This window comes from Halomonas faecis (assembly GCF_010993975.1).
GTDB lineage: Bacteria > Pseudomonadota > Gammaproteobacteria > Pseudomonadales > Halomonadaceae > Halomonas > Halomonas faecis.
The window spans coordinates 13,993-40,315 of the sequence record NZ_JAACZO010000002.1 but is presented as its reverse complement, the minus strand read 5'-3'; the positions used below and the strand labels follow the sequence as shown (position 1 = coordinate 40,315).

Here is a 26,323-nt window from a genome sequence, read left to right as displayed (position 1 = left end):
CGGCACAGCAAACCATCAGGAGAACGTGAGCAATGAACATCCGTCCCTTGCACGATCGCGTCGTCGTCCGTCGCGTTGAGGAAGAACAGAAGACCGCTGGCGGCATCGTGCTCCCGGGCAATGCCCAGGAAAAGCCGACACGTGGTGAAGTCCTCGCCGTCGGTAACGGCCGGATTCTCGACAGCGGCGACGTCCGTCCGCTGGACGTCAAGGTCGGTGACACCGTGATCTTCAAGGAAGGCTTCGGCGTCGAGAAGCAAAAGATCGATGGCGAAGAAGTCCTGATCATGAGCGAATCCGACATTCTCGCCGTCGTCGAAGGCTAAGCCGCCACGGCTCCCAATCCGATTCCCAAGACGTTCACGAACTCACAGGAAGACACGAAAAATGGCAGCGAAACAAGTCAAGTTCTCCGATGATGCACGCAAGCGCATGGCCCGCGGGGTCGACCTCCTGGCCAATGCCGTCAAGGCCACCCTGGGCCCGAAAGGTCGCAACGTCGTGCTCGAGAAGTCCTTCGGTGCGCCGACCGTCACCAAGGACGGCGTCTCCGTCGCCAAGGAAATCGAACTGAAGGACAAGTTCGAGAACATGGGCGCGCAGATGGTCAAGGAAGTCGCCTCGCGCACTTCCGATGACGCCGGTGACGGCACCACCACCGCCACCGTGCTGGCCCAGGCCATCGTCACCGAAGGCATGAAGGGCGTGACCGCGGGCATGAACCCGATGGATCTCAAGCGCGGCATCGACAAGGCCGTCACCACGGCCGTCAAGGAAATCCGCGAGCTCTCCGTGCCCTGCACCGACTCCAAGGCCATTGCGCAGGTCGGCACCATCTCCGCCAACGGCGATGCCAATATCGGCGAGATCATCGCCGACGCCATGCAGAAGGTCGGCAAGGAAGGCGTGATCACCGTCGACGAGGGTCGCGGTCTGGAAGACGAGCTGGAAGTCGTCGAAGGCATGCAGTTCGACCGCGGCTACCTGTCGCCCTACTTCGTGACCAATCAGGACACCATGCAGGTCGAGCTGGAAGACCCGTACATCCTGCTGGTCGACAAGAAGATCTCCAACATTCGCGAACTGCTGCCGACCCTGGAAGCCGTCGCCAAGGCCGGCAAGCCGCTGGCGATCATCGCCGAGGACATCGAAGGCGAAGCCCTGGCCACTCTGGTGGTGAACACCATGCGTGGCATCGTCAAGGTCGCCGCCGCCAAGGCGCCCGGCTTCGGTGATCGCCGCAAGGCCATGCTGCAAGACATCGCCATCCTGACCAGCGGCACCGTGATCTCCGAAGAGGTCGGTCTGACTCTCGAGCAGGCCACCCTGGACCACCTGGGCACCGCCAAGCGCGTGACCATGTCCAAGGAAAACACCACCATCATCGACGGCAGCGGTGCCGAGGCCGACATCGAGGCCCGCGTCAGCCAGATCCGCGCCCAGATCGAGGAGACTTCCTCCGACTACGACCGCGAGAAGCTCCAAGAGCGCGTGGCCAAGCTGGCCGGCGGCGTGGCCGTCATCCGCGTCGGTGCCGCCACCGAAGTGGAGATGAAGGAGAAGAAGGCTCGCGTCGAGGACGCCCTGCACTCCACTCGTGCCGCGGTCGAGGAAGGCGTGGTGCCCGGCGGCGGTACCGCCCTGGTACGCATCCTGGGCAAGGTCGCCGCAACCAAGGGCGATAACGAAGACCAAAACCATGGCATTGCGCTGGCCGTGCGTGCCCTCGAGGCCCCGCTGCGCCAGATCGTGACCAACGCCGGTGACGAAGCCTCCGTGATCATCAACAAGGTCAAGGAAGGCCAAGGCAACTACGGCTACAACGCCCAGACCGGCGAGTTCGGCGACCTGTTCGAGATGGGCGTGCTGGACCCGGCCAAGGTGACCCGTACTGCCCTGCAGGCCGCCGGCTCCGTGGCAGGCCTGATGATCACCACCGAAGCCATGATCGCCGACGATCCGGACGAGAAGGAAGCCGCTCCGGACATGGGCGGCATGGGCGGCATGGGTGGAATGGGCGGCATGATGTAAGCCAGCCCCCACTGCCCCAGGCTTTGCCTGAGACGAGCCCCGCCGGCGACAGCCGGCGGGGTTTTTTCGTGCCGCCGCGGGCTGCGGGCAGCGAGTCGCGAGCGTTCTTGGTTTCGGCCCGTAGCCCGTAGCCCGTAGCCCGTAGCCCGTAGCCCGTAGCCCAAGTACACTACCGGCCTGATTTTCGGTAACGCACGGCTACGAGATGCTCTCGAACATCCGCATCGTCCTCGTCCAGACCTATCACCCCGGCAATATCGGCCAGGCCGCCCGGGCCATGAAGACCATGGGCCTTTCCGACCTGGTGCTGGTCAATCCGCGCCAGTTTCCCGACTCGGAAGCCTCACGGCTTGCCGCCGGCGCCGAGGACATCGTCGATGCCGCTCGCGTGGTGGCCTCGCTCGACGCTGCCGTCGACGACTGCGTCCAGGTGGTGGGCGCCAGCGCCCGTCTGCGAAGCCTTCCCCTGCCCCACTACGACGAACCCGAAGCGATGGCGCAAACCCTGATCGAACGCGCCGAAAACGACCCGGTGGCGCTGGTGTTCGGCCGCGAACGGTTCGGGCTCACCAACGACGAGATCCGCCGCTGCACGCATCAGGTGAGCATTCCGGCCAATCCCGACTACGGCATCCTCAACCTTGCCCAGGCCGTGCAGGTGCTCGCCTACGAAACCTTCAAGGCATGGCGTCAGCGCCCGGCGAGTAGCTACCGTCCCGCACGCCCGCGTAGCGAGCGCGCTCCCACGCGCGAGCAGCTCGATCATTTTCATGCCCACCTGTCGCGCGTGCTGGCCGACAGCGGCTTTCTCACCCAGCCCCACGCCCGCACCGAGGCACAGCTCGAAGCGCTGTTCGCCCGAGCCCAACCGAGCCGCAAAGAGCTTTCTCTGCTGCGCGGCCTGCTCAAGGCACTGGAACCCACCGCCAAAGACGCCTAGTCTGAAAAAGACCGTTGTCTCCGAAACGTCATTCCCTCGTCACCCCATCGTCACTCACATCGGCGATAACGGTCCTCGTGCAAGGGACACTGCCGCACCAAGTGACACGGATGCAGCCGGGCAAGGAGTCCGACAAGGAAGAGATGGCATCGGGACGATGCCGATGGAGCGCTCACGCCACGGGCCAGCCCCGTGGCGTTCTTGTATGGCGCTAACGGCCGAGCGGTTCGGAGGTGGAATCCTCCTCTCCAGACGGGGTCCCCCAGCCCGGCACCCCCTCGCGAATGCGCTGCGAGAATGCCGGATCGCCATCCGCAGCCCGTGCTCGCTCGACGATATTGCCCCGATACTGCAAGGCCTTCAGATTGTACCCCGGCCACAGCCCGCCTACCCGATAGGCATACTCGGGTAGCTTGGCGGTGAGCAGCAGGCGATGGTCGATCGGCAAAACGGCACCCAGCCGCCGCGCCATGGCGAACACCAGGGTCGTGCAGTTAGCGGTAATGGTGTTGTAGAAACGTGGCTCGCGCGCCAGACGATTGGCCTCATCCACGTAGGCCAGCAACAGCGAGCGGATCGCATGGCGGGACATGTCGAGGCGATAGAGCCACACCGTTTCACCGCGCACGTTGCTGCGCAAGCGTACCGCATCGCGCTCGTCGGCGGCGACGATGGCCAGTTCGTACTGACGGAAGAACCCGCCGATCTCGGAGAATCGCTCTCCCTTCTGGCGCCGCACCTCCACCGAAAAGACCACGAACGTCTCACCGCCGAAACCGAAGGACACCATCACATGAGCGATACCCGGCCGCCCCCAGCTCGATACGATCAAGTCCGCCGAATCGAGACGGGCCAAATCATAGTGGCGCGGCTCCCAGTGGACCCGTGCCCGGTCCCGGGTTTGCCACTCGAAATGGCGCACACGATCGAGCGTCAGTTGTCCCTCGGTGACACGTCCGGTGGCCAGGTGCAGCACATCATCCGCCCAGGGGCGGTCATGGGTAGGGCGCAGCCGAAACCACCACAGCGACAGGACCGCCAGCAGCGCGATCTGCCCGCCCAGCGCCGAGCCGCGATGTCCCTGGAACCCCAGCGTCACCAGTCCAAGCGCCATCACGGCCCACAGCACCAGGGTCAGTTGACGCCAAGGAGTCGGCAAAGATAGCCGAAACCACAGCGCCGCCGCTCCCCAGGTCATGCTCAGGGTCAGCAACGTGAAAAACGTGCTCCATGCAATTGCCAGTACCATCGTCACTCATGCCTGCCCAAAACTGCCGGCAGGCTAGCACGTTTGATGACGGCTCGGCTCACCCTGATGACGCCCGTCATCCTTTCAGGCAGGCGTCAGCCAGGAGCGGAACCCGGCTAACTCGTCGCCCAGCTCGCCGCGAGTCACGCGTCGGTAGAGACGCTGCAGGCTGGCAGTCACGGAATCGTCGGCGATGGGCTCGCCCACGGCTGGTGCCCTCGCCCGCGCACCGACATGGCGGCCGTCGAGCTCGCGCAGGGGCAGGATCTCCGCCGCCGTACCGGTGACGAAGGCCTCATCGGCCGTGTAGAGCTCGTCGCGGGTGATGCGCCGCTCGCACACCTCCAGGCCCAGCACATGGTGGGCCAGTTGGATGACGCTGTCGCGAGTGATGCCCTGCAGGCAGGAGGTCACCTCGGGGGTATGCAGCACGCCATCGCGCACCAGAAAGACGTTGGCCGCCGAGGCTTCGGCAACGTAGCCCTCGGGATCGAGCATCAGCGCCTCGTCGAAGCCGGCCTTGACAGCGGTGTTGAGCGCCAGCATGGAATTGACGTAGTGGCCATTGGTCTTGGCGCGGCACAGACTGATGTTGACATGGTGGCGCGCCCAAGAAGAGGTGAGTGCCCGAATGCCCACGGAAGCGGCCTCCGGCGACAGGTAGTCGCCCAGATCCCAGGCAGCGATCATCACGTGAGTGGTGAGGCCCTTCGCCCGCAATCCCAGCCCTTCGGCGCCCAGGAATACCGTGGGCTTGAGATAGGCGTTGCTCAGACGGTTGCGTGCCAGACACTCCCTCTGCGCCTGAATCAGCGCCTCGGCACTGAAAGATAACGGTATATCCAAAGCGTGGGCGCTATCCAGCAAGCGTCGGGTGTGCTCGGCCACTCTGAAGAGGTGGCTACCGTCAGGGCCTTCATAAGCGCGCACGCCTTCGAAGCAGCCCATGCCGTAGTGCAGGGTATGGGTTACCAGGTGAGTGCGCGCCTCGCGCCACGGCAACCATTCGCCGTCGTGCCACAGCCAGCCGTCGCGGTCGTAGAGTGGTGTCATGCATGCTTCCCGAAAAGTACATGGCGCCAGCCGTCGATCAGCTCGCGCTGATGCGGCTGAAGCGCCTGATAGGCCCAGGCGGCGATTTCGTCGTTCTGCGGGTCGGGGACTCCGATGGCGCTGCCGGCCAGGGCCTGGACGACGGCATGCCCGCACAGCGGGGCATAGCCCTCGGAGTAGCCGCCCTCGTGGATCATGACCAGGCGGCCATCGCAGAGGCGTTCGGCCAGGGACTTGAGCTGTCGCGTCATGTCGCCGAAGGCGCGGCTGTTGAGCAGCATCTTGCCCAGCGGATCCTTGGCGCAGGCGTCGTAGCCGCAGGCCACTACGATCAGTTCGGGAGCGAAGGCCTCGATGACCGGGAGCACCAGCTCGCCCATGACGTACTCGTAGGCGCCGAGCCCACAGCCCGGCGGCAGCGGGAGGTTCACGTTGGCCCCCTCGCCCGCGCCAACACCACGCTCCCCGAAGCCACCGGTCTCCAGAGGAAAGTTGCCGGCCTGATGAAGGGAGAGCGTCAGCACCTCGGGGTCTGCGAAGAAGGCTTCCTGCTGACCGTTGCCGTGGTGGACGTCCCAGTCGAGAATCGCCACGCGACCTACCTGGCCCAGCGCTCGGGCGCGCATCACCGCCAGCGGCACGTTGCCGAGCAGGCAGAAGCCGCGTCCGCGGTCCGCCTCGGCATGGTGCCCCGGCGGGCGGCACAGGGCATAGGCATTGGCCAGTTCACCGGTGGCCACCGCCTCAACGGCGGCCATGGCCAGCCCTGCCGAATGGCGCGCCGCAGCGAGGCTGCCAGGCGTATAAGGCGCACAGTCGCCGCCGTCACCGCCACGCTCACGCTCGCCGGCTTCCAGGGCATCGAGGTAGCGAGCGGTATGGAAGCGCTCGAGATCCTCGCGGCTGGCCGGCGGCGCCTTGCGTACCGCCAGCTCGTCGATCAGTCCCGACACTTCCAGCAGGTTCTTGAGCCGCCGCTTGCTCTCGGGGCTCTCCGAGGCGGGCTGGGGCTGAAGAAACTCGCCCGGTGCGGAAAAGACGCCGATGGCGCCAGGATCGTGCCAGAAGCAACGCTCGTGCCAGTAGAAGCCGGTCCCCTCGCTCATCCGTGGGCCTCGCGCTGCTCCCACACCTCGATGGCGGCGGCCAGGTCCTCCAGCGATGCCCCCACCGACTTGAACAGCGTGATCGCGTCATCCGAGGAGCGTCCGGGCTTCTCTTCCTTCAGCAGCTCAGCGAGATCGGCGCGGATTGCCTCGAAGCTGAAGAGCCCTTCGTCGATGGCTTGGTGAATGTCTCCCGCCTCGCCCCGGGCGCCGGCATAGGTGTCGACGAACACCTCGCTGCGGGCCAGGCATTCGCCGTCGGTCTCGCGCATGGAGGGGCGGAAGGCACCGATCAGATCGAGATGCGTGCCGGGACGCAGCCATTCGCCACGGACCAGCGGCTCGGTAGAGAGCGTCACGCAACTGATCACGTCGGCTTCGGCGCTCGCCGCTGCCAAGTCAGTCACCGCCACGCTGTCGAAGCGATCGCGGTAAGCGTCAGCCAGGCGCTCGGCCTTTTCCGGGTTGCGCCCCCAGACGAGGACGCGACGGATGCGTCGCACGGCGGCATGCGCCTCGATCACCATGGGCGCTAGCTTGCCGGTGCCCACCACCAGCAGAGTCTCGGCATCGGTGCGCGCCAGCTCGCGCGCCGCCAGCGCCGAGGCCGCCGCGGTACGGCGCCGGGTCAGCTCGCTGCCGTCCAGGCAGGCCAGCGGCTGGCCGTGCTGACCTTCGCTGAGCACATAGAGGCCGGAAATGGCCGGCACCCCATGCTCGGCGTTCTGCGGAAAGACATTGACCATCTTCACGCCGATGTAGCCGGCCGGCTCCCAGGCCGGCATCAACAGCATGGTGGCCTCGCCATCCGGGCGATGCATGGCATGGTGATGGCGCGGCGGCGACTCCACGCCTTCGCGGAAGGTGGTGGCCAACCGCTCGATGAGCGCCGGCCAGGGCAGCGATGCCGCCACCTGTTCGCCGGTGATGATCTGCATGTCAGCCCTCCGGTAGCGCGGCAGTGACCATGATTTCCACCTTCCACTCCGGTTTGGCCAACTTCGCTTCCACGGCGGCACGAACCGGAGGCCGGCCGGGTACCACCCAGGCATCCCAGACGGCATTCATGGCATCGAACTCGGCCATGCTGGTCACCCAGATCTGCGCGGCCAGCAGATGCTCCTTGGAGGTGCCCGCTCTGGCCAACAGTTCATCGATACGCGCCAGCACTTGCTCGGTCTGACCGCGCATGTCGGCCGTGGCATCGCCGGGCACCTGGCCGGCTAGATAGACGGTGCCGTTGTGGATGGTGATCTGGCTCATGCGAGCATTGCTGTCGTGGTAACTCACGCTCATGGTCGTCTCCTTGGGTAGACAAGCGGCCCCGCCGGACCTGGGTGGTCACAATGCGTAATAGCCGCTCAGGAAGGCGGCCAGGTTGTCGCCCAGCGCGTCGGTGGGATAGCCTCCCTCCTGCACCAGAACGGTGGGTAACGAAAGCCCAGCCAGGCGTTCGCCGATGGCGGTGAAATCCGGAGTCGTCAACGTCATGCCCGCCAGCGGGTCGTCCTTGTGGGTGTCCAGGCCCAGGGCGATGACCACGGCCTGCGGCTTGAACTCAGCCAGCCGCTCGAGCAGCTCATCCAGGGTCGCCAGCACGGCGTCGATATCGCTGCCCAGAGGCAGAGGTCGATTGACGTTGGCCCCCAGTCCCTCGCCCATGCCCTCTTCGTCGACACCGCCCCAGAAGAAGGGGTAGAAGTCGCTGGGGTCGACGTGCAGCGAGCCGGTCCAGACATCGCCGCGATAGTAGAAGATGTCCTGGGTGCCGTTGCCATGGTGGAGGTCGACATCCAGAATCGCCACCCGCTGGAACTGCTCGCGCAGCACGGTGGCGGCCAGCGCCGAATTGTTCAAGAAGCAGAAACCGCCGGCACGGTCCGGTCCGGCATGGTGCCCAGGTGGGCGGCACAGCGCATAGGCACTGCCGTGCCCGCCGAGCACCGCCTCGGCCGCCGCCTGGGCGCTGGCCGCGCTGGCGAGGATGCCGGCGAAGCTGTCGGCACCGATCGGGCAGGCCATGTCGTGCAGATGCCAACCGGCCCGCCCCACGGGATGCCTCGGGTAGTGATGGCCGCCGCCGCACGGGTGAATGTTGGGAAGCACCAGCTCCGAGGCGTCGGGCAATTCCCGCCATTGCGCATGGATGGTCTCGAGAAAGGTCAGGTAGCGATCGGTATGGATTCGCGACAAACGCTGTCGCAGCAAAGGGCTGTCCACCTCCGTGGGCGCGGTCAGCGACAGCCCGACAGAGGCCAGGCCATCGGCCAGCAGTCGCCCCCGCACGGGCCCTTCCGGCGACTCGGTCGTTCGGCCGCGAATCTGGAAGCTGCCCGGCGCATGGCGCTCCTGATCGGGGTGGTAGAAGAACAGCATCGTCTCGGTCCTTGTGGTTCGGTCTCGTCATCACCGCGCCGATCGGCGACGACGGCGCCGGTTCTGTCGCCGTTGCGTCGCACCATGGCTGGCATGGGGAGCCGTTCCACTTTAGCGCCGCCTACCGCGAACGCAACACCCCAAGGATCCCGTCCACTCAGCAACGTCCCTGCTTGCGCAGCCCTGGCGGACAGAAGCCACGTTCGGAACGATGGTGCCCATGGCCATGATGGCCCCGATCATCATCGAAGATCACCAGCGGTTCGGACTGGATACGCGCCGGCTGATAGCTGCAGCCGGCCATCAGCAAGGTAGCCGACAAGACGACGAACGAGAACGAAAGAGTGCGCAACATGCCAAGCTCCAGGGTGGTGAGGTTCGACGCCCATTCTAGCCAAGGCGCTTGCCTCTACCCATGTGGCACACCGGCGACGCAACCGTCTCCTAATGGAGACAGTGGCAGAGTGTCGCAACACGCGCCATAGTACTGAACCCTTAGTCTGCAAACGGGTCTCGCCGAACATGGACGCCATCCGCCGTCACGCGCTGTTATTGACGCTGCTTGGCAGCCTCGTCATCTCGCTGGCCATGGGTCTGCGCCACGGGTTCGGGCTCTTCCTCGAGCCCATGAGCAGCGATCTGGGCTGGGGGCGAGGCGTCTTCGCCTTTGCCCTGGCCGTCCAGAACCTGGCATGGGGGCTGGCCCAGCCCTTCGCGGGGGCCCTGGCCGACCGCTTCGGCGCCGCTCGCGCCATCGTCCTCGGTGGCACGCTCTACGCGTTGGGTCTGGCCTTCATGAGCGTCTCGGAGTCGGCCCTAGGCATGACGCTTTCCGCCGGCCTGTTGATCGGCCTGGGTCTGTCCGGCACCACTTTCTCCGTCGTGCTGGGTGCCGTGGGACGCGCCGTAGCTCCCGAAAAGCGCAGCCTGGCCATGGGCATCGTCAGCGCCGCCGGCTCTTTCGGCCAGTTCGCCATGCTGCCCGGCACCCTGGGGCTGCTGGAATGGCTGGGCTGGTCATCGGCGCTGCTGGTGATGGGCGCCATCGCCGCGCTAATGCTGCCGCTGGGCGCCTGTCTGCGCGACCGCCCAACGCCGGCCGCCGGTGGAGACATCTCCCTGCGTGCCGCACTCGACGAGGCCGCGGGCCATCGCGGTTTCTGGCTGCTCTGCCTGGGCTTCTTCGTGTGCGGCTTTCAGGTGGTGTTCATCGGCGTACACCTGCCCGGCTACCTGTTCGACAACGGCATCGCGGTTCACGTCGGCAGCACCGTGCTGGCTCTCGTGGGGCTGTTCAACATCGTCGGCACCTACACCGCCGGCTGGCTGGGCGGGAACCACTCCAAGGCTCGCCTGCTCACTTGGCTCTATCTGATCCGCGGCGTGGTGATCACCCTCTTCCTGGTGGTGCCGTTGAGCCCGGCCAGCGCCTACGCCTTCGGTATCGCCATCGGCCTGCTGTGGCTTTCCACGGTACCGCTGACCAACGGTATCGTGGCCTCGGTGTTTGGCGTGCGCCACCTCTCCATGCTCGGTGGCATCGTCTTCTTCTTTCACCAGGTGGGCTCGTTCATGGGCGTGTGGCTGGGTGGCTACCTCTACGACATCACCGGCGATTATGCGGTGGTATGGAAGCTCACCATCCTGCTCGCGGTGGTGGCTGCCGCCCTGCACTGGTTCATCAGCGAGCGACCCATCGACCGCTCCTCTCCCAGCCAGGCGCGGGCATGATGACCGGCCATCGTGTGTTGCGTCTTTCTGCCGCGCTCGCCATCGCCGGCGCCCTGGCGCTGGCCTGGTGGGGCTGGCAGGCCAGCGACGCCAGCCTGCTGCTGCTCGGCAGCCGGCTGTGTTGAACGGCCAACCGGTAACGGCTACGGCGTCACGATGACACTCCATGCGGTACTAGCCGCCTACAAAACCCCGAGTCTTTCGTTTCGCAGTCAACACTGACCTGCCTCATGAACTGTAGTTCTTTTTCATTGGTTCATATCGGCGCATGTCGCTATCGTATGTAAGAGAAACGCCACGGTCACTATACGCCTGCTCCTCATGAAGCGGCCACTCTTCGCTGGGCGTCTCGCCAAACGATGAACGCATGCCTTGCCAGGCACTGGCAAGCAGACGAGGAATCTGTCACGTGCTCAGAGCGACGATCACCAGATGGCTCAGGCGATACGGCGCGGCCTCATGGGTATCCAAGTCCTCCTTTACTTATCGCCACACCGCGCTTTCACTGTTCTGCCTGGCCGTGGTGGCGATCATTACATTCACGTACGGCCTGCTCAACTGGCTCTACTTCGATGAGCCCAGGCTGGCTGCCATCGAGTTGGCAGTGAGCCTCATCAGCGCGGTCGCGCTGGTAGATCTCTACCGCAACCACAACGCCCAGCGCGCCGCCTGGGTCGCGGTCATCGCCACCGGCGGCATGGTGCTTCTCTATTTCTGGTACGTTCGGGCAGAATACTCGGCCATCGTTTGGGCGGCACTGTTCGCCATGATCAACTTCGTCCTCTTGGGCACGCGGAGAGCCGCACCCATGTATGGGCTCTTCGTGACCATCGTTACCGTGACGGTGCTTCTCAAGCGGCATGAGTGGCCCGCACTGGCGGACAGCGCCTCGCTAGCCAACCACTTCGGCGCCCTGCTCGCCTTCGGCATCCTTGCCTTCTACCAGGAGCGGGCCCGGGAAACCGCCCACGCCCGTATCCAACGACTGGCAGAAAAAGACCCCTTGACGGGCATCGCCAACCGACGGCATTTCGTCGAGGCTTTCGACAGGTCACGCCATCGGCTGATCGCCCAAGAGCAGGCCTATGCCTTCCTGTTGCTGGATATCGATCACTTCAAGCGCATCAACGACACCTACGGCCACGCCATTGGCGACGAAGTCATCATTGCCATCACACGACGGATCGCTGCAGCCGTGCGCGCCGAAGACCTGGTCGGCCGACTGGGCGGGGAAGAGTTTGGCGTGCTCCTGGTCAATTGCCGTAGCGATGACGCCCAAGCCCGGGCCGATGGCATCCGGCGCGCCATCGGCGAGACGCCAATCACCGTCAAAGATCAGACGCTCACGGTAACGATCAGCATCGGGGTGGCCAGTGACATGGCTTCGGCGCTAGATTTCAACACCCTGTATGTGCGCGCCGACGAATACCTCTATCAAGCCAAGGCGCAAGGCCGTAATCGCGTAGTGGCAGACGCTCGGCCATGGCCATCGCTCGCCGAGGAACATGGGTAGCGCCCCGCAATTCCTTCTACGCTGGAATCGAGCCCGGCCTGACATCCGGTCGTAACCATGCGGTCATGCCAAGCGTTCAGGCTGACCGCGTTGGCTCTCCACTTTCGGCAAAGAAAAAAAGCGAGGATTCCGATGAAAACCCCACCCTTGATGCTCACGCTCGCCGGGCTGGCGATGCTGCTGCTCGCCCCTACCAGTATGGCCGCCCAGGACGACATCGCCGCTGCCGACCACGTCACCCTCGGGCCCCGCCCGCTCTTTCTGGTCCAGGACATGGACGAAGACACCCAGCGCTCACGCGAGCTCAAGGCCGAACTGGAAAGTTGTGCGGCGAACACCGGCAATTGGCAGCGCAGCGACTTCAGCATCGGCCACCGCGGCGCGGCGCTGCAGTTTCCCGAGCACACCCGCGAGTCCTACCTCGCCGGTGCCCAGATGGGTGCCGGCATCCTCGAGTGCGACGTCACTTTCACCGCCGACCAGGAGCTCGTCTGCCGCCACTCCCAGTGCGATCTTCACACCACCACCAACATCGTCGACACCGAACTGGCCCAGAAATGCAGCGTCCCCCCGGCCTTCAATGAAGCGGGCGAGCTGACCAACGCCGCAGACATCCAGTGCTGCACCAGCGACATCACCCTGGCGGAATTCCGTACGCTCCAGGGCAAGATGGAAGGCGCCAACACCGAGGCCACCAGCACCGAGGCGTACCTCGCCGGCACGCCCGGCTGGCGCACCGACCTCTACGCTACCCGCGGCACCCTGATGACCCACGCCGAGAGCATCGAACTGTTCAAGGCACTGGGCGTGAAGATGACTCCGGAGCTCAAGGCGCCCAGCGTCGAGATGCCGTTCGAGGGCATGAGCCAGGAAGATTACGCCCAGAAGATGATCGACGAGTACAAGGCCGCCGACGTACCGGCGAGCGACGTCTATGCCCAGTCGTTCGAGCTCGACGACGTACGCTACTGGATCGACAACGACCCCGAATTCGGCGAGCAAGCCGTGTACCTCGACGACCGCTATGGACTAGACGACTTCGACCACAGCGATCCGGCCACCTGGTCGCCGAGCATGGAAGAACTGGCCGAGCAAGGCGTGCAGATCCTCGCCCCGCCGATGTGGATGCTGCTGTCCTCCAACCCCGAAGCCGGTGACGGAGAAAGCCGCATCGTGCCCTCGGTCTATGCCGAGCGGGCGAAAGCGGCAGGGCTCGACCTCATCGCCTGGACCTTCGAGCGCTCCGGCCCGCTCACCGAAGACGGCGAGTGGTACCACGGCACCACCGACGACGTGATCGACAACGACGGCGACAAGCTGCTGACCCTCGACGTGCTGGCCCGCGACGTCGGCATCATCGGCCTGTTCAGCGACTGGCCAGCCACCGTCACCTTCTACGACAACTGCATGAACGCCGAGAGCTGAATCTCCTGCCGGGCCGCGCCCAGCGCGGCCCCTATTCCACCCCTTTCCAACTGCCGCACGCTTCGCCATCATCGGCCGAGGATCCGGCATCAACCGGACAGCAGGCAGAATCTGTGGTAGTGATTGGTGGGTATCGCCAGCCACTACGCCAAGGATACGCCAACCATGACCACCACGATCACCGGCCCCGACGGCCGACCGCGCTGCCTCTGGTGCGGTAGCGTGCCGGAGCTGATCGAATACCACGATCGGGAATGGGGCTTTCCGGTCAGCGATGACCGCCGCCTTTTCGAGAAGCTGTGTCTTGAGGGTTTTCAGGCCGGGCTCAACTGGCGCACCATTCTCAACAAGCGCGAGAATTTTCGTGCCGTTTTCCGCGATTTCGACATCGACGAGATCGCCCGCTTCAGCGAGGACGACGTCGAGCGCCTGCTGGCCGACCCCGGCATCATCCGTCACCGCGGCAAGATCGAAGCGGTGATCAACAACGCGCGGCGCGCTCGGGAACTCATCGAGCGGGAAGGTTCGCTGGCCGCCTTCCTGTGGCGCTACGAGCCCGACCCCGAAGCCCTGCCAGCTCCGCAGACGCTCACTACCTGTGCGGAGTCTCATGCACTATCCAAGGAGCTGAAACGCCGCGGCTGGCGATTCGTGGGTCCGACCACCCTATATGCCTTCATGCAGTCGATGGGGTTGATCAACGATCATGCCGAGGACTGCTTCCTCAGGAGCGACGTGGCCCACGCCCGCCGGGCGTTCACGCGCCCCGAGCGTTGACCGTCGCAGCGCCGTGCTGTTGGCCCAGCGGCCATGTCGAAGGGAAGAGGAATAGCGAAGGAGAGGTGCGCCGATGCACATTGCCATCCTGACCGTCTCGATTTCCCTGCCCGGCTGCCGCTCACTCAAGGAGAAGCGTCAGCGCATGGGTGGCATTCACGAGCGCTTCGGACGCAACCCCGCCGTCGCCGTGTGCGAGAGCGGCGAGCGGGAACGGCTGGATGCCAGCGAATGGACGTTCGTGGTGGCGGCGAACGAGTCGCAGAAGGTCGAGTCGCTGTGCAGCGAGATCGAGGAGAAACTGCTGCGTAGCGTCGATGGGCGGTTGGGCGACATGACGCGGGAGTGGCTGTAACCCTTGTCCGGCATCGATTGCCGGGCCTTGAGCGGCCATCCTTGGCCAACCCATTCGGCGGCAAGCGCATTCATCCATGCGCTTCGGTTTCCTCCTCACCCGGAAGGAATGTCGTCCTGGCGTCACAGATGCATGATCTCGTCCTTGAGCGAGTAGGCGATGCCCAGCATCTCCTGACGGGTCTGGGGATCCACCCCATGGCGATCGAGCACCGCCAGAATGTCGTCCGTGACCGCCATGTATTCGGCCTCGCCGATGTTCATGCCACGATGTGCCTCGGGCATGCTCCTCCCCCGGTACTCCGCGGGCCCACCGCTACCGGCGGAAAGGAAATCACGCAGATGACCTTTCAATTCCTCGAAATGCACCGGATCGTCTTGAGTCGGCAGGTAACGGGCTTGGATCGTCGGGTTCTGCATATGGGCCTCGACGATATCATCGACCAGCGCGGCGATACCGCTCTCGCCGCCGAGTCGCTCGTACAGGGTTGCACTGCTCATCTTGCACCTCCCGGGCCGGATCGACCCGGCCCTAGTCACTGGTTTCCGGCCGGGCTAATGCCCGGTCTTTGAATAGACCAGTCGGTACAGTTGCGGCCCATACGAAAAACCCTTCCGAGAAGCGGCCGAAAAGTAGAAATCGAGCATCGCATCCAGAGGTTCTGGGGCCCCCCGCAGACGGCTGCGCAGCGCGGCGCCTTCCCAGCAATCCACCAACAGGTTGGCCAGCCTTCGAGGCTCGCGGTCGGGTGGCAAATCTCCTTGCTGGCGCGCCTCCTCCAAGCATTCGGCGACACGTTCGGCAATGGCGTTGAAGCAGGTTTCGATCTTGCGCCGGAACACCTCACTCACCCCGGACAGCTCCTGACCGACACCCCCCAACAAGCATCCCAGATATCCCTCGTCCCGATACTTGTCCCGCGATAGCTCGAAGAATCGCCGCACCCGCTCCAGGGGCGGCAGCGACGGGTTGCCCAGGGACATGTCCAGGCCCTTGTGGACATCGACCATATAGAGATCGATGACCTGCAGCGCGAAGTCCTCCTTGCTCTTGAAATGGTGGTAGAAGGAGCCCTTCGGTGTCTGCGTCTTCTCGAGCAGCGCCTGAATCCCCAGGTCGTTGTAGCCGTGCTGTAGAAGCATGCCGAGTCCCGCCTCCAGCAATCGCTCCTTGGTATTTCGTATCATGGGCACTCCGTGCAGACCGACTGGTCTATTCCTCATCATGGCTCAGCCATGCACTCCGTCAAATGAAATCACGACACGACCGATGGGCCGAGACCGGACATCGATTGCATGGCATTCATAGTCCCACGCTGGAGCAGCACGAGTCGAATCGGCCCGCCAGGTCGCTGGCGGGCCGTCTGCCGGGGTGCCATGCTTCCAAGCGCACTCAAGTCTCCGGCTTGCGAGCGGTGATGGTCCACGAACTCGAGCCCATCACGATCTTGCCCTCCTGCTCATAGGGGGCCAGGGCATCACGCAATGCCTCCTCGATCTGCGGACGCTGGCGTTCCGCTTCCTCGCCCGCCTCGCGGAACACCTCCCCCGCCGGTCCCAGGGCGAGCTGGAAGCGCATGGCATTCTCCACCGAGTCGCCGACCTCCACGGGACCGTCGTTGCGCTCGAAGTCGATCGCCTCGAAGCCGGCGATCTCCAGCTGCTGGCCGACCACGTCCGGGTTGGCCATGGAGAAGGGCCCCGGGCCGCAGGTGCGGGCGTCTTCGCCAGGAGGGGGCAGAAAGTCCAGCACCACCTGTTTGGGCAGCCCCAGCCAGGGGTTGTCCTCGATGTCGCGCCACACGATGAACATCAGCTCGCCGCCCGGCCGCAACGCCTTGTTGATGTTGCGCATGGCCACCACGGGGTGCTCGAAGAACATCATGCCGAAGCGCGAGAAACACAGGTCATAGCGTGGCTCGAAGGGGTATCGCTCCACGTCGGCGGCCACGAACCGCACGTTGCCCAAGCCGTGCTGCGCCGCCCGATAACGGCCTTCCTCGAGAAACGGTTCGACGCAGTCCATCCCCAGCACCTGCCCCTGGGGGCCGGTCTTGCACGCCAGTTCGATGGCGGTATCGCCCCAGCCGCAACCCACATCGAGGATGCGCGAACCCGCCGGGACGTCGAGTTTCTCCAAGGGAACCCGACTGTGGTAGCTAAGGCCATTCATCAGGATCTCCTGGAAACGCTCGAACTTCTCCGCCAGGGTATCGTTCCAGAAGGCCACGTATTCGCTGACAGGCTGGTCTGTTGTTGTATTCATGGCGGTACCTCCCAGTGCCATGTCAGGGGAAGCGCCGCAGCCAGTGAGCGCGGCGCCCGCAGACAGCATCCACCCAACTCACTGGCCGAGACGCTGTCACTATCAGTTCTAGCAGTTACCGTGCACTCATGGTCGCTAGACGACTAGCGACCACCCAGGACGACGCACCTCATCACCCAAAGGTTCCTCATCATGCAGAACGTACTGCTATTGGTGGACGTGCAGAACCTGTATTACACCGCTCGCCATGCCTACGGTCGGCATATCGACTACAACACCCTCTGGGCCCGGGCGACCGAAGGGCGCCGGGTGATCGGAGCGTTCGCCTACGCCATCGACCGCGGCGACGAGAAGCAGCGCCAGTTCCAGAACATCCTTCGGGCCATCGGCTTCGAGGTGAAGCTAAAGCCCTTCATCCAACGGGCCGACGGCTCGGCCAAGGGCGACTGGGACGTGGGCATCACCCTGGATGCGGTGAAACACGCCGGACGAGCCGACGTGGTGGTACTGGCCTCAGGCGATGGCGACTTCGCGCTGCTGGCCGACACCCTGCGTCTCGAGCACGGTGTAGAGGTCGAGGTCTACGGTGTGCCCGCGCTCACCGCCGGGGCGCTGATCCGGTCGGCCTCGCGCTTCGTGCCCCTCGAGGGCGACCTGCTGCTGTGAGCGGATGGCCGAGCAGGCAGGTGCCCCCGGCTCGCTCGATACTGTCAAATCCCTTTGAACATCCGCTCGTTATAGATCGCATCGTACTTTTCAAGCAGCCGGATCTTCGAGACGCCAGGATGGAGAGGATTGACGACCGCGATATTTTCCATACCGCCCGCCACGGCGCAGCTGGGCACCAGCAGTACCAATTTTTCCCGTCGCCGCAGCCACTGCGTACCCAGCTGCTGGGTGGAGGACGGGTAGGGAAACTCCGCCCAATCGGCGGGTAGCCGGTCGACCGGCCAGGTTTCCACCTCGTCATCAGGTGCCTCGAAAACCGCTAGCCGGTAGCTATCGGGAAGGTCTCGCGGGGAAGGGATGTAGTTCCCAAGCTCCAGCATCGCCACGCTTGGCGTCGTGCCGAAATAGAGCACGGCCACGCCAGCCGAGTTCCATCTGGCACCATCCCGATAGCTGCTACCCAGGCCACTCATGTTGTCGATGTGCTGGTCAGGCCCGATTCTGAACAGCCGCATCAACTGAATTCCCCGTACTCGACCTTGCGCAGCACTTCCCGTACGAGCTGGCGTCCCTCGAAGGTGTCGAACAGATCGAGAGGCTTCTCGCCGGACAGGGCAGGGATCGAGGTGTTCAGCCAACGCAACGCCTTGTCCCGGTCACCGAATACCTTGCTGGTCTGGTAGTAGACACGCAGCACGTCCAACACTTCCTCGCTGTCGGTACGGCTCAGCGCCTTGCGCTTATAGAAGCGGTGCAGGTTCCCGGGGGTAGTCTCCAACAGTCTGACGAACAGCTCCCGATTGTCGCCCAGGGCATGGATGGCCTGCTTGACGACACTACCCGAGATTCCCTCGCGCACCGTCTGGATGAAGGCGACCTTGTCGCGATACACCGCGGGAGGCACCCTCACTCCCAGGATGCCCTCTTCGCTATTGCAGTCTTTCTCCAGCAGCGCCATGACAAGCCCCTCGTGTCAGCCTTCTTAATAGTCTGACACCTTACATCATATTGAAGTCTAAGGAACGTCAAAATACACAGCATGACACCAGGCTCGCCAGCCCATGCAGCAACTTCGGCAACGCCACATCGACATCCAGCTCGGGCAGTACCTGGCCCAATGCCACATGGCTACCCGCCGCAAAGCGCTGGGGGTCGCCGATGGCCGCCTGGTAGGCGTTGACCACCGCGACCAGCGCCTCGGGGGTGTCGCCCACCTGCATGGCGCCGTGGGCGAGCATGGCCATGTCGCGGCTGCCGCGCACCCGACGCCAGCGTTGGGCGGTGCCGGCCAGCTTGCGTCCACCGATGCGCACGTTGAAGCGCCCGTCGCAGTAGGCGCCCGGGACCGAACCCAGATCGACGTCCTGGATGCCCAGCGCTTCGAGCCAGGCGCACCAGGGTTCGCCGAGCCGCCGGTAGCCCCATTCCAGGTGGGCCGCTGAGCTGCCCACCTGGCAGCGCAGCGCCAACGCCACGTTGACTACCGCCGGTGACTGAGGCACCGGCGTGCCGCCGGTGGCACGAAAACGAATCGGCCAACCCCTGTCGAGCAGGATGCGACGCGCCTCGGGGAAGCCCGCCACACGCTCGTGGCGGCGCGGCATTACCAGCGCCCGATCGGTGGGCGACCAGGCAACGAGGCCGAAGCGGCTTTCGCCCTGGCAGATCGTCTCCAGCAGCGCCTCCTCGAGCGCCAAGCCAGCCTCGACCGCGGGCCGCTGTAGCTCGAACGTCTCCAAGCTAGCGTTCATCACCACCTCATCGGGGCGCCGGCCCTCCAGGGGCGAGGCAAGCGGGGCGAGTCGTCATCTCGATCTTCATGGGCTTTCAGGTCTCCACCGTAGCGATGACGGCTCCCTTGGCGACCACCTCATCTTCTTCCTTGGCGATGACGAGCCGCCCCGAGACCGGCGCTTCGATCTCGTACTGCGCTTTCTCAACCATCATTTCAGCGATCAGGTCCCCCTGAGCCACCGTAGCGCCGTCATCGACCAGCCAGGCGGTGATCACGCCTTCCGTGTCGCCTTCCCACAGCTCTTCCGGCACACGGACATCGGACGTCATGAATTCTCTCCTCGGTTCTCTTTCATCATCTCGTGAAAGGCGGCAACGACCTTGTCGGCATTGGGCAGCGCCCACTGCTCCATCGTCGGCGCGAAGGGGATCGGAATGTCCGGATAGGCCACACGCTGGGGGGCGGCCTTGAGCCGGCAGCCGGAGTACTCGGCTACGCTGGCGATGATCTCGCCGCTGACGCCATAGCTGTGGTAGTCCTCATCGACCACGATCAGGCGGCCGGTCTTGGCCACCGATTCACGCAACGTCTCGCGGTCGAGCGGTACCAGGCTGCGCAGGTCGACCACCTCGGCGGAGAAGCCCCCTTCCTCCAGAATCTTGGCCGCACGCAAGCAGTGATGCACCCCAGCGGCGAGGCTAGCCAACGTCACGTCGTGGCCCTCACGCACCACGGCGGCCTTGCCGATCTCTACCGTATAACTCTCCTCGGGCACCGGAACGGTGGCACCCTTCTCGGTGCCCAGCCAGCCCATTCCCTGAAGCGACTTGTGATACATGAACACCACCGGGTTGTCGTCGCGGATCGCTGCCGTCATCAGCCCTTTGGCGTCATAGGCGTTGCTGGGCGCCACCACCTTCATGCCCGGCAAGTGGGCGAAGGTGCCGTAGAGGCACTGGGAGTGCTGGCCGGCGTCGGAATAGCCGCCGCCGGTGGAGGTCATCAGCACCAGCGGTACCTTGACCTTGCCGCCGGAGAAGTAGGTGTTCTTGGCCATCAGGTTGTAGATGGCGTCCATGCACACGCCGAAGAAGTCGACGAACATCAGCTCGACGATGGGACGCATGCCGTCGGAGGCGGCCCCCACGGCGGCGCCGATGAAGGCGGTCTCGGAGATCGGCGTGTCGCGCACGCGCTCAGCGCCGAACTCCTCGAACAGGCCACGGGTGTTACCGAAAACCCCACCCAGGGGGCCCACGTCCTCGCCCATCACGAAGACCCGCGGGTCGAGGCGCATTTCCTGGGCCATGGCCTCGGCCATGGCCCGGGCGATGGTCAGCTTGCGGCTGGTGCTCTTGCTAGTAGTCGTCATCACGGTTCTCCTGGCGTTAGGCGAAGACTTCCTCGAGCGCCGCTTCGGGCGGCAGGAATTCGCTCTGCTGGGCAAAGCGAATGGCGGCTTCGATACGTGTCTGCGCCCGCTCGACCAGTTCGGCATCCGAGGCTTCGTCTAGCGCGCCGACATCGAGCAACTGCTGGCGATAGCGGGGAATGGGGTCACGCTGTTCGAGCCTTTCCTTCTCGCCCTTGGGCCGGTAGTCCTCGCCATCGCCCATGAAGTGGCCGGCGAGCCGCGACGTCTCGATCTCGATCAGGCTCGGCCCTTGACCTTCGCGGGCGCGGGCGATGGCCTCGCCCGCCATGGCGAACACGCCCTCCACATCGTTGTCGGCCACGTGCCTGCCGGGTATGTCGTAACCGCTGGCGCGCCGGTCATTGCGCGGCACGGCAGTGGAAACCTGTTTGGGCACCGAGATGCCCCAGCCGTTGTCTTCGATCACGAACACCACCGGCAGCCGCCACACCGCGGCAAGATTGAGCGATTCGTGGAAGGCGCCCTGGTTGGCCGCACCATCGCCCAGGAAGGCCACGGCAACGCCCGCCTTGCCCTGCATCTTCCTGGACAGAGCCGCACCGACCGCCGGCCCGAGGCCCTCGCCGATGATTCCCGAACAGGAGAAGTTCACGGCGGCATCGAACAGATGCATGTGCCCACCGCGCCCACCGGAGAGCCCGGTGGCCTTGCCGAATATCTCCGCGACCATGGCATCGAGATCGACGCCCTTGGCCACGGCGATATGGTGTGGCCGATGGGTGGCAGTGACGATGTCATCCGGCGTGAGGTGCGCGCAGACGCCCACTGCACAGGGTTCCTGGCCATTGGAGAGGTGCATCTCGCCGGGAATCGGCCCCTTGGCCATATTGAAGACTGGCGTCTTGCCTTCCATGTAGAGTGCCTCGATGCGCTCTTCGAGGTAGCGGCTGAGCACCATGTGGCAGTACATCCAGAGGCGCTGTTCGGTTGTCGGTTGCATGGGTTGGCTCCTATCGAGACTCGCCGCACGACATTCGCGCAGCGATGCGGTCGACCTGGCAGGACGCCAGGGACAACGATAGTCAGGGAGGGGAGGGATCTTCAGGGCGCAGGCTCATGCGCTTGGTGCCGATTCCGTACGGAGCATGGCCCGCTCGGCATTCTCGATGTCTTCTTAGCGTAGTGCCCAGCAGCCACCCAAGCCATGCTCTCGATGCCTTTGTTGATCCAGCGCATCGCAAACGCGATACAACCGGATCGTACGGCCACGCGCGCTCTTCTACCGAGCGTTCAGGCGTTGTACCTCACGGCGCCCAGTTCGCGGATGTCGTAGCCGCCCAACGCTTCGGCCCGCTCGGCGAAGCGCGCTTCGCGGGCGAAAGCGAGCAGCCGCTGCACGGGCGGTTCGAAGTAGCTGCGCCGGCGCAGGGCCAGTTCGAAGCGCTCCTGGTGCAGGGGCACGAATGCCAGACCCTGGCGCCGTGCGGCAGCCTCGACGCCGAGCCCTGCATCCGCCGTGCCGTGACGAATCGCCAGCGCCAGGTCGTCCTCGGAGAGCGCCGGATGTGCAGCCCACGTCAGCGCCTCCGGTGCCACGCCCGCCGACGCCAGCAGGTGGTGCAGCAATCGCTCGGCCCCGGCTCCCGCCTGACGGTGAGCCACCACCAGACCGCTGCCGGCGAGTTGGGCCAGCGAGCCCACCCCGGCAGGGTTGCCCGGTGCCAGCAACAGCCCCTGACGACGCACCGCCCAGTGCACGATCACCAGGTCGCGCATGCCGCCGAGCCCCAGCGCCTGGGGCACGTTGTAGCGACCGCTCGCCGGGTCCAGCAGGTGCAGACCGGCCAGCATCGCCTCGCCGCCCAACAGGCGCTGCACGCCGTCGCCGCTGCCGTGACAGAGTTGGGCCAGATCCGAGCCGCTTTCACGCACCGCCCACTCGAGCAGCGGATCCTGGCTGCCGGCCAGCACCCTGGGCACCGGCCGCTGACTCGGCTGGTCTCCCTCCAGATGGTTCATCAGCCACAGGTCGACGCTGTGACGCGGGAAGAGCAGCTTGCCGGTCACCTTGGTGCAGGGAATCTGTCCCTGGCGAACCAGGTCGTAGACCTTGCGCTCCTTCAATCGCAGGTAGTCGGCCACTTCCGTCGTGGTCAGGTAGGCATAAGTCGTGGATGGGGTCATGGCGCCGGCGGCTCCGCATTAGCCTGTCTATGACTGCACGGATTTCAGCATAGCGTGCAGGCAACGCTTTTTCCGCACATGCTGCAGACAATCATCCACGACCCCGACGAAGCCGACTGTGCGGCTTTGCCCGGTAAAGTCGGCGAGCGCGGCTCAAACAACGCGAAAAAACGGTGACCATGACCGCCAGCGACAACGCCTTCTCCACCGCCCTCGCCCTGATTCTGGGGCTGGACGATACCCTCTTGGGCATCGTCTCCCTGTCGCTGCAGGTCTCGCTCACCGCCGTACTGCTCGCCGCCCTGGTCGCCCTGCCGCTGGGCGCCGCCCTGGCGCTGTGGCGCTTCCCGGGGCGCAGCGCCATCATCGTCGTGCTCAACGCTTTCATGGGCCTGCCGCCGGTAGTGGCCGGCCTCACCGTCTACCTGCTGCTCTCCCGAGCCGGGCCACTCGGGCAGTTCGGCCTGCTGTTCACGCCGTCCGCCATGGTGGTGGCCCAGGTACTGCTGATCCTGCCGATCATCGCCGCGCTGACCCGTCAGCAGGTGGAGGAGCTCCATGGCGAATACCGCGAGCAGCTGCAGTCGCTGGGAGTTTCGCGGTTGCGTCGTATACCGACCCTGCTGTGGGATGCCCGCTTCGGCCTGCTGACGGTGATCCTCGCCGGCTTCGGCCGCGCCAGCGCCGAGGTGGGCGCGGTGATGATCGTGGGTGGCAACATCGACGGCGTCACCCGGGTGATGACCACCGCCATCGTGCTGGAAACCAGCAAGGGCAATCTGCCGCTGGCACTGGGGCTCGGTCTCGTGCTGCTGGCCCTGGTCACCCTGATCAACGCCGGCGCCTACCTGGTGGGCGAGACGGCGCGGAGACGGCTGGGATGAACGACATGTCGCACCAGGTGCCAACCGTAGCCACGCTGCACTTCGAGGGTGCCAGCGTCGTTCACCGCGGCCAGGTCCTGCTCCGCCCCTTGACCCTGTCGCTGAGCGACGAGCGCTGCACCCTGGTCATGGGCCCCAACGGAGCCGGCAAGAGCTTGCTGCTGCGCCTCGCCCACGGCCTGCTGACACCCAGCGCCGGGCGCGTTCACTGGCAAGGAGGCGCGCCACGCCAGGCGATGGTCTTCCAGCGCCCCGTGCTGCTCAAACGCTCCGCCCTGGACAACCTCACCTACGCCCTGGCCGTCAATGGCACGCCTTGGCAGTCGCGAAAGAATCTAGCACGCAAAGCACTTGAGCACTTTGGTCTGGCGCACCTCGAAAAACGCCCGGCACGGGTGCTCTCCGGCGGCGAGCAGCAGCGCCTGGCGCTGGCTCGGGCCTGGCTGCTCGATCCCGAGGTCCTGTTTCTCGACGAGCCGACTGCCGCCCTGGACCCGGCCTCGATCCGAGCGGTGGAGGAGGCCGTTCGGGACTTCCACCGGCGCGGCACCCGCATCGTGATGACCACCCACGATCTTCACCAGGCACGGCGCCTGGCCGACGACGTGGTGCTCCTCCACGAGGGCTGTCTCGTGGAGCACAGCGCGGCCGCCACCTTCTTCACGACGCCTTCGTCACCCACCGCAAGGGCGTTCATCGAAGGCGAGCTGGTCTGGTAGACCGGCCGCCCCTGCCGTTCGAGCGGCACGCCTCCCACGACACTGAGTACGACAGAAGGAAGACGACATGCATAAACTAGGACTCGCACTTGCCACGCTAAGCCTGATGGGGTGGTCACTGAGCGCCGTGGCTCAGGACGACGAGCGGTTCATTACCCTCGCCTCCACCACCTCCACCGAACAGTCGGGGCTCTTCGACGCCATTCTTCCCCAGTTCACCGAAGCCACCGACATCGAGGTCCGCGTCGTCGCCGTGGGCACCGGCCAGGCCTTCGAGATCGCCCGGCGCGGCGATGCCGACAGCCTGCTGGTTCACGACACGGCCGGCGAAGAACGGTTCGTCGCCGAGGGCTACGCCACCGAACGCGCCAACGTGATGTACAACGACTTCGTGGTCATCGGCCCCGGTGACGACCCCGCCGGCATCGGCGATGCCGAAACGGTCGAAGACGCCTTCTCGCGTATCGCCGAGGCCGCAGCCCCCTTTGCTTCGCGCGGCGACGACAGCGGCACCAATCGCGCCGAGCGGCGCCTATGGGAAGCGGCCGGTGTGGAGCCCGGCGGAGAGTGGTATCGCGAGCTGGGCAGCGGCATGGGCCCCACGCTCAACACCGCCGCCGGCATGGACGCCTACGTGATGGCCGACCGCGCCACCTGGGTCGCCTTCGACAACCGCCAGAACCTGGAAATCCTCTTCGAAGGTGACGAGGCACTGTTCAACCAATACGGCAGCCTGCTGCTAAGCGAAGAACGCCACCCTCACCTCGAGCACGACCTGGCCCAACAGTGGCACGAATGGCTGCTCTCCGAAGACGGCCAGCAGGCCATTGCCGACTTCGAACTCAAAGGGCAGCAGCTGTTCTTCCCCAACGCTAAGTGACCGGCCGGCAAGGGCCGTTCAAGCCCTTGCCACGCCTTCTGCGGCCAACCCCACCAGCAGATCGCCGATCTCATTGGCCAGGAAGCGCGGCTCGACGCACTCGCCGAGATGCCCCTCGGCAAAGCGCAGAAAGCCCAGCGCGGCGTGCGGGAGGCGTCGGTCACGGCGCACGATGAACTGCCAGTGGCTCTCGATGGGCAGGCCCGTCACCGGCAGGATCACCAGGTCGGGATGTTCCGGCGGCAACACGTGCTCGGAGAGCACGGCCAGCCCCAGTCCCGACGCCACGCCGACACGGATCGCCTCGTTGCTGGCCATCTGCAGAGTCGCCCCCAACGACATCCCCTGCTCCTGCAGCCAGCTCTCGAAGAGCATGCGCGTCGCCGAGCCCGGCTCGCGCAGCAGGAAGCGTTCGCCCAGCAGCTCGCTCATCGCCACCCGCTCGCGGCTCGCGAGCGGGTGCCCGTGCGGTGCCACCGCCACCAGCGGGTTGCGCAGGAAGCGACCGGCCACGGCATGGGCCAGCGACGGCGGATGGCTGAATACGTAGAGGTCGTCGTCCTGGCGCTCGAAGCGCGTCAGCATCTGGCGACGATTGCCGATGTGCACCGTGACGTCCACCTCCGGGTGGGCCTGGCTGAACGGCCCGAGCAAGCGCGGCAACACGTATTGGGCGGTGTTGACCAGGGCGATGGAAAAGCGCCCTCGCTCGCCGCCGCGCAGCGCCGAGAGATAATCGTCGAAGTCGGCGAAGCGCCCCAGCACCTCGCGGCTGGCGCGGTAGAGCTCAGTGCCGGCCTCGCTGGGAATCAACCGACCGTGACGTCCCTCCAGCAGCGGTTCGCCCACCGCTTCGGTCAGCCGCTTGAGCTGCTGGGAAACGGTAGGCTGGGTCAGGTGCAGCTGGCGCGCCGCCTCGCTCATGGAGCCTGCTTGCACCACGGTCACGTAGACCTGCAACAGACGAAAGGTCAGATGGCGGATATTCATGCGCGATCACGCTTAGTATGGATGATCGTCTATTCAAGCATGGAGCGAATGTTATTGGTATCAATG

General features: G+C 65.1%; 31 protein-coding genes. 13 read left to right on the top strand and 18 right to left on the bottom strand.

Translation table 11 applies throughout. From position 1 onward, the window contains the following. Positions 1-32: 32 nt before the first annotated feature. The 3 genes from GFD32_RS01095 (at position 33) to GFD32_RS01085 (ending at position 2,971) form a co-directional block, all read left to right on the top strand. The gene (locus GFD32_RS01095) at positions 33-326 is read left to right on the top strand and encodes a co-chaperone GroES (RefSeq protein ID WP_043518768.1); all 294 of its coding nucleotides are present in this window, start codon (positions 33-35) and stop codon (positions 324-326) included. Positions 327-387: 61 nt separating this feature from the next. Next, a complete protein-coding gene (groL, locus tag GFD32_RS01090; protein WP_163574483.1) occupies positions 388-2,031 on the top strand; it encodes a chaperonin GroEL in 1,644 nt (547 codons plus the stop codon). 205 nt (positions 2,032-2,236) lie between these two features. Further along, complete coding sequence (locus GFD32_RS01085) at positions 2,237-2,971, top strand: RNA methyltransferase (RefSeq protein ID WP_163574481.1); 735 nt, start codon at positions 2,237-2,239, stop codon at positions 2,969-2,971. A gap of 211 nt (positions 2,972-3,182) precedes the next feature. On the opposite strand, the gene GFD32_RS01080 is transcribed toward GFD32_RS01085, so the two are convergent. The 7 genes from GFD32_RS01080 to GFD32_RS01050 form a co-directional block, all read right to left on the bottom strand. Further along, positions 3,183-4,220 carry an Lnb N-terminal periplasmic domain-containing protein gene (locus GFD32_RS01080; protein ID WP_163574479.1) on the bottom strand — a complete coding sequence of 346 codons (1,038 nt, stop codon included), beginning with the start codon at positions 4,218-4,220 and terminating at the stop codon, positions 3,183-3,185. A gap of 84 nt (positions 4,221-4,304) precedes the next feature. Then, on the bottom strand, positions 4,305-5,273 hold the full coding sequence (locus GFD32_RS01075) for a branched-chain amino acid transaminase (protein ID WP_163574477.1): 969 nt from the start codon (positions 5,271-5,273) through the stop codon (positions 4,305-4,307). Next, positions 5,270-6,379 carry a class II histone deacetylase gene (locus GFD32_RS01070; protein WP_163574475.1) on the bottom strand — a complete coding sequence of 370 codons (1,110 nt, stop codon included), beginning with the start codon at positions 6,377-6,379 and terminating at the stop codon, positions 5,270-5,272. Before GFD32_RS01070 ends, GFD32_RS01075 begins: the two co-directional genes overlap by 4 nt. After that, positions 6,376-7,317 (bottom strand): bifunctional Delta(1)-pyrroline-2-carboxylate/Delta(1)-piperideine-2-carboxylate reductase, encoded by a 942-nt coding sequence (gene lhpI / locus GFD32_RS01065; RefSeq protein ID WP_163574472.1) that lies wholly within the window; start codon positions 7,315-7,317, stop codon positions 6,376-6,378. The genes GFD32_RS01070 and lhpI overlap by 4 nt, the downstream gene beginning before the upstream one ends. A gap of 1 nt (position 7,318) precedes the next feature. Further along, positions 7,319-7,675, bottom strand: a complete 357-nt coding sequence (locus GFD32_RS01060; RefSeq protein WP_163574470.1) for a RidA family protein — start codon at positions 7,673-7,675, stop codon at positions 7,319-7,321. A gap of 45 nt (positions 7,676-7,720) precedes the next feature. Beyond that, positions 7,721-8,755, bottom strand: coding sequence for a histone deacetylase family protein (locus GFD32_RS01055; protein WP_163574468.1), 1,035 nt, complete (start codon positions 8,753-8,755; stop codon positions 7,721-7,723). Positions 8,756-8,912: 157 nt separating this feature from the next. Then, a complete protein-coding gene (locus GFD32_RS01050; RefSeq protein WP_163574466.1) occupies positions 8,913-9,110 on the bottom strand; it encodes a hypothetical protein in 198 nt (65 codons plus the stop codon). 167 nt (positions 9,111-9,277) lie between these two features. On the opposite strand from GFD32_RS01050, the gene GFD32_RS01045 reads away from it, so the two are divergent. The 6 genes from GFD32_RS01045 (at position 9,278) to GFD32_RS01025 (ending at position 14,556) form a co-directional block, all read left to right on the top strand. Continuing rightward, positions 9,278-10,486 (top strand): MFS transporter, encoded by a 1,209-nt coding sequence (locus GFD32_RS01045; RefSeq protein ID WP_163574464.1) that lies wholly within the window; start codon positions 9,278-9,280, stop codon positions 10,484-10,486. Beyond that, positions 10,483-10,611, top strand: a complete 129-nt coding sequence (locus tag GFD32_RS20040) for a hypothetical protein (protein ID WP_276208786.1) — start codon at positions 10,483-10,485, stop codon at positions 10,609-10,611. The genes GFD32_RS01045 and GFD32_RS20040 overlap by 4 nt, the downstream gene beginning before the upstream one ends. A gap of 284 nt (positions 10,612-10,895) precedes the next feature. Continuing rightward, the gene (locus GFD32_RS01040) at positions 10,896-11,999 is read left to right on the top strand and encodes a GGDEF domain-containing protein (protein WP_163574462.1); all 1,104 of its coding nucleotides are present in this window, start codon (positions 10,896-10,898) and stop codon (positions 11,997-11,999) included. A 132-nt stretch (positions 12,000-12,131) separates the two neighbouring features. Beyond that, complete coding sequence (locus GFD32_RS01035) at positions 12,132-13,424, top strand: glycerophosphodiester phosphodiesterase family protein (RefSeq protein WP_407081062.1); 1,293 nt, start codon at positions 12,132-12,134, stop codon at positions 13,422-13,424. 165 nt (positions 13,425-13,589) lie between these two features. Continuing rightward, on the top strand, positions 13,590-14,201 hold the full coding sequence (locus GFD32_RS01030; protein ID WP_163574460.1) for a DNA-3-methyladenine glycosylase I: 612 nt from the start codon (positions 13,590-13,592) through the stop codon (positions 14,199-14,201). Positions 14,202-14,274: 73 nt separating this feature from the next. Beyond that, positions 14,275-14,556 carry a DUF503 domain-containing protein gene (locus GFD32_RS01025; RefSeq protein WP_163574458.1) on the top strand — a complete coding sequence of 94 codons (282 nt, stop codon included), beginning with the start codon at positions 14,275-14,277 and terminating at the stop codon, positions 14,554-14,556. A gap of 122 nt (positions 14,557-14,678) precedes the next feature. Here the strand turns inward: GFD32_RS01025 and GFD32_RS01020 are convergent, their stop codons facing one another. The 3 genes from GFD32_RS01020 to GFD32_RS01010 form a co-directional block, all read right to left on the bottom strand. Beyond that, the gene (locus GFD32_RS01020) at positions 14,679-15,056 is read right to left on the bottom strand and encodes a group I truncated hemoglobin (RefSeq protein ID WP_163574455.1); all 378 of its coding nucleotides are present in this window, start codon (positions 15,054-15,056) and stop codon (positions 14,679-14,681) included. 54 nt (positions 15,057-15,110) lie between these two features. Next, positions 15,111-15,743 (bottom strand): TetR/AcrR family transcriptional regulator, encoded by a 633-nt coding sequence (locus GFD32_RS01015; RefSeq protein WP_163574453.1) that lies wholly within the window; start codon positions 15,741-15,743, stop codon positions 15,111-15,113. Between the two features lie 205 nt (positions 15,744-15,948). Continuing rightward, entirely contained in the window at positions 15,949-16,821 is an 873-nt protein-coding gene (locus tag GFD32_RS01010) for a class I SAM-dependent methyltransferase (RefSeq protein WP_163574450.1), read from the bottom strand. A 192-nt stretch (positions 16,822-17,013) separates the two neighbouring features. Here GFD32_RS01010 and GFD32_RS01005 point away from each other — a divergent pair, with 192 nt between their 5' ends. Next, a complete protein-coding gene (locus GFD32_RS01005) occupies positions 17,014-17,487 on the top strand; it encodes a LabA-like NYN domain-containing protein (protein WP_163574448.1) in 474 nt (157 codons plus the stop codon). A gap of 44 nt (positions 17,488-17,531) precedes the next feature. Here GFD32_RS01005 and GFD32_RS01000 read toward each other — a convergent pair whose 3' ends face one another. The 7 genes from GFD32_RS01000 to GFD32_RS00970 all read right to left on the bottom strand — a co-directional run bounded on the left by GFD32_RS01000 (position 17,532) and on the right by GFD32_RS00970 (position 22,784). After that, positions 17,532-18,005 carry an RES family NAD+ phosphorylase gene (locus GFD32_RS01000; RefSeq protein ID WP_163574446.1) on the bottom strand — a complete coding sequence of 158 codons (474 nt, stop codon included), beginning with the start codon at positions 18,003-18,005 and terminating at the stop codon, positions 17,532-17,534. Further along, positions 18,005-18,448: an antitoxin Xre/MbcA/ParS toxin-binding domain-containing protein gene (locus GFD32_RS00995; protein WP_163574444.1), complete on the bottom strand. Its 444-nt coding sequence runs from the start codon at positions 18,446-18,448 to the stop codon at positions 18,005-18,007. The genes GFD32_RS01000 and GFD32_RS00995 overlap by 1 nt, the downstream gene beginning before the upstream one ends. A 67-nt stretch (positions 18,449-18,515) precedes the next feature. Then, entirely contained in the window at positions 18,516-19,241 is a 726-nt protein-coding gene (locus tag GFD32_RS00990) for a lipoate--protein ligase family protein (RefSeq protein WP_163574442.1), read from the bottom strand. A 76-nt stretch (positions 19,242-19,317) separates the two neighbouring features. Beyond that, positions 19,318-19,554 carry a lipoyl domain-containing protein gene (locus tag GFD32_RS00985; RefSeq protein WP_163574440.1) on the bottom strand — a complete coding sequence of 79 codons (237 nt, stop codon included), beginning with the start codon at positions 19,552-19,554 and terminating at the stop codon, positions 19,318-19,320. Further along, positions 19,551-20,597, bottom strand: coding sequence for an alpha-ketoacid dehydrogenase subunit beta (locus GFD32_RS00980; RefSeq protein ID WP_089685224.1), 1,047 nt, complete (start codon positions 20,595-20,597; stop codon positions 19,551-19,553). The genes GFD32_RS00985 and GFD32_RS00980 overlap by 4 nt, the downstream gene beginning before the upstream one ends. A 16-nt stretch (positions 20,598-20,613) precedes the next feature. Continuing rightward, entirely contained in the window at positions 20,614-21,600 is a 987-nt protein-coding gene (locus tag GFD32_RS00975) for a thiamine pyrophosphate-dependent dehydrogenase E1 component subunit alpha (protein ID WP_163574438.1), read from the bottom strand. Positions 21,601-21,890: 290 nt separating this feature from the next. Continuing rightward, complete coding sequence (locus tag GFD32_RS00970; RefSeq protein WP_163574436.1) at positions 21,891-22,784, bottom strand: helix-turn-helix transcriptional regulator; 894 nt, start codon at positions 22,782-22,784, stop codon at positions 21,891-21,893. A gap of 179 nt (positions 22,785-22,963) precedes the next feature. Here GFD32_RS00970 and GFD32_RS00965 point away from each other — a divergent pair, with 179 nt between their 5' ends. The 3 genes from GFD32_RS00965 (at position 22,964) to GFD32_RS00955 (ending at position 25,267) form a co-directional block, all read left to right on the top strand. Further along, complete coding sequence (locus tag GFD32_RS00965) at positions 22,964-23,668, top strand: ABC transporter permease (RefSeq protein ID WP_089685218.1); 705 nt, start codon at positions 22,964-22,966, stop codon at positions 23,666-23,668. Beyond that, positions 23,665-24,387 (top strand): ATP-binding cassette domain-containing protein, encoded by a 723-nt coding sequence (locus GFD32_RS00960; RefSeq protein ID WP_163574434.1) that lies wholly within the window; start codon positions 23,665-23,667, stop codon positions 24,385-24,387. The genes GFD32_RS00965 and GFD32_RS00960 overlap by 4 nt, the downstream gene beginning before the upstream one ends. A 67-nt stretch (positions 24,388-24,454) precedes the next feature. Next, positions 24,455-25,267, top strand: a complete 813-nt coding sequence (locus GFD32_RS00955) for a substrate-binding domain-containing protein (RefSeq protein ID WP_163574433.1) — start codon at positions 24,455-24,457, stop codon at positions 25,265-25,267. 18 nt (positions 25,268-25,285) lie between these two features. Here the strand turns inward: GFD32_RS00955 and GFD32_RS00950 are convergent, their stop codons facing one another. Continuing rightward, a complete protein-coding gene (locus tag GFD32_RS00950; RefSeq protein WP_163574431.1) occupies positions 25,286-26,257 on the bottom strand; it encodes a LysR family transcriptional regulator in 972 nt (323 codons plus the stop codon). Positions 26,258-26,323 lie beyond the last annotated feature (66 nt).

Bases quoted from the DNA above. Each gene is read 5' to 3' on its own strand.
- GFD32_RS01010 (WP_163574450.1), bottom strand. From the start codon at position 16,821: ATGAATACAACAACAGACCAGCCTGTCAGCGAATACGTGGCCTTCTGG.
- GFD32_RS00960 (WP_163574434.1), top strand. From the start codon at position 23,665: ATGAACGACATGTCGCACCAGGTGCCAACCGTAGCCACGCTGCACTTC.
- groL (WP_163574483.1), top strand. From the start codon at position 388: ATGGCAGCGAAACAAGTCAAGTTCTCCGATGATGCACGCAAGCGCATG.
- GFD32_RS01045 (WP_163574464.1), top strand. From the start codon at position 9,278: ATGGACGCCATCCGCCGTCACGCGCTGTTATTGACGCTGCTTGGCAGC.
- GFD32_RS00990 (WP_163574442.1), bottom strand. From the start codon at position 19,241: ATGAACGCTAGCTTGGAGACGTTCGAGCTACAGCGGCCCGCGGTCGAG.
- GFD32_RS01085 (WP_163574481.1), top strand. From the start codon at position 2,237: ATGCTCTCGAACATCCGCATCGTCCTCGTCCAGACCTATCACCCCGGC.
- GFD32_RS20040 (WP_276208786.1), top strand. From the start codon at position 10,483: ATGATGACCGGCCATCGTGTGTTGCGTCTTTCTGCCGCGCTCGCCATC.
- lhpI (WP_163574472.1), bottom strand. From the start codon at position 7,317: ATGCAGATCATCACCGGCGAACAGGTGGCGGCATCGCTGCCCTGGCCG.
- GFD32_RS00975 (WP_163574438.1), bottom strand. From the start codon at position 21,600: ATGCAACCGACAACCGAACAGCGCCTCTGGATGTACTGCCACATGGTG.
- GFD32_RS01060 (WP_163574470.1), bottom strand. From the start codon at position 7,675: ATGAGCGTGAGTTACCACGACAGCAATGCTCGCATGAGCCAGATCACC.
- GFD32_RS01030 (WP_163574460.1), top strand. From the start codon at position 13,590: ATGACCACCACGATCACCGGCCCCGACGGCCGACCGCGCTGCCTCTGG.
- GFD32_RS01005 (WP_163574448.1), top strand. From the start codon at position 17,014: ATGCAGAACGTACTGCTATTGGTGGACGTGCAGAACCTGTATTACACC.
- GFD32_RS00985 (WP_163574440.1), bottom strand. From the start codon at position 19,554: ATGACGTCCGATGTCCGTGTGCCGGAAGAGCTGTGGGAAGGCGACACG.
- GFD32_RS01095 (WP_043518768.1), top strand. From the start codon at position 33: ATGAACATCCGTCCCTTGCACGATCGCGTCGTCGTCCGTCGCGTTGAG.
- GFD32_RS01070 (WP_163574475.1), bottom strand. From the start codon at position 6,379: ATGAGCGAGGGGACCGGCTTCTACTGGCACGAGCGTTGCTTCTGGCAC.
- GFD32_RS01080 (WP_163574479.1), bottom strand. From the start codon at position 4,220: ATGGTACTGGCAATTGCATGGAGCACGTTTTTCACGTTGCTGACCCTG.
- GFD32_RS00995 (WP_163574444.1), bottom strand. From the start codon at position 18,448: ATGGCGCTGCTGGAGAAAGACTGCAATAGCGAAGAGGGCATCCTGGGA.
- GFD32_RS00980 (WP_089685224.1), bottom strand. From the start codon at position 20,597: ATGACGACTACTAGCAAGAGCACCAGCCGCAAGCTGACCATCGCCCGG.
- GFD32_RS00950 (WP_163574431.1), bottom strand. From the start codon at position 26,257: ATGAATATCCGCCATCTGACCTTTCGTCTGTTGCAGGTCTACGTGACC.
- GFD32_RS01075 (WP_163574477.1), bottom strand. From the start codon at position 5,273: ATGACACCACTCTACGACCGCGACGGCTGGCTGTGGCACGACGGCGAA.
- GFD32_RS01025 (WP_163574458.1), top strand. From the start codon at position 14,275: ATGCACATTGCCATCCTGACCGTCTCGATTTCCCTGCCCGGCTGCCGC.
- GFD32_RS01050 (WP_163574466.1), bottom strand. From the start codon at position 9,110: ATGTTGCGCACTCTTTCGTTCTCGTTCGTCGTCTTGTCGGCTACCTTG.
- GFD32_RS01015 (WP_163574453.1), bottom strand. From the start codon at position 15,743: ATGATACGAAATACCAAGGAGCGATTGCTGGAGGCGGGACTCGGCATG.
- GFD32_RS01020 (WP_163574455.1), bottom strand. From the start codon at position 15,056: ATGAGCAGTGCAACCCTGTACGAGCGACTCGGCGGCGAGAGCGGTATC.
- GFD32_RS00965 (WP_089685218.1), top strand. From the start codon at position 22,964: ATGACCGCCAGCGACAACGCCTTCTCCACCGCCCTCGCCCTGATTCTG.
- GFD32_RS00955 (WP_163574433.1), top strand. From the start codon at position 24,455: ATGCATAAACTAGGACTCGCACTTGCCACGCTAAGCCTGATGGGGTGG.
- GFD32_RS00970 (WP_163574436.1), bottom strand. From the start codon at position 22,784: ATGACCCCATCCACGACTTATGCCTACCTGACCACGACGGAAGTGGCC.
- GFD32_RS01055 (WP_163574468.1), bottom strand. From the start codon at position 8,755: ATGCTGTTCTTCTACCACCCCGATCAGGAGCGCCATGCGCCGGGCAGC.
- GFD32_RS01035 (WP_407081062.1), top strand. From the start codon at position 12,132: ATGAAAACCCCACCCTTGATGCTCACGCTCGCCGGGCTGGCGATGCTG.
- GFD32_RS01000 (WP_163574446.1), bottom strand. From the start codon at position 18,005: ATGCGGCTGTTCAGAATCGGGCCTGACCAGCACATCGACAACATGAGT.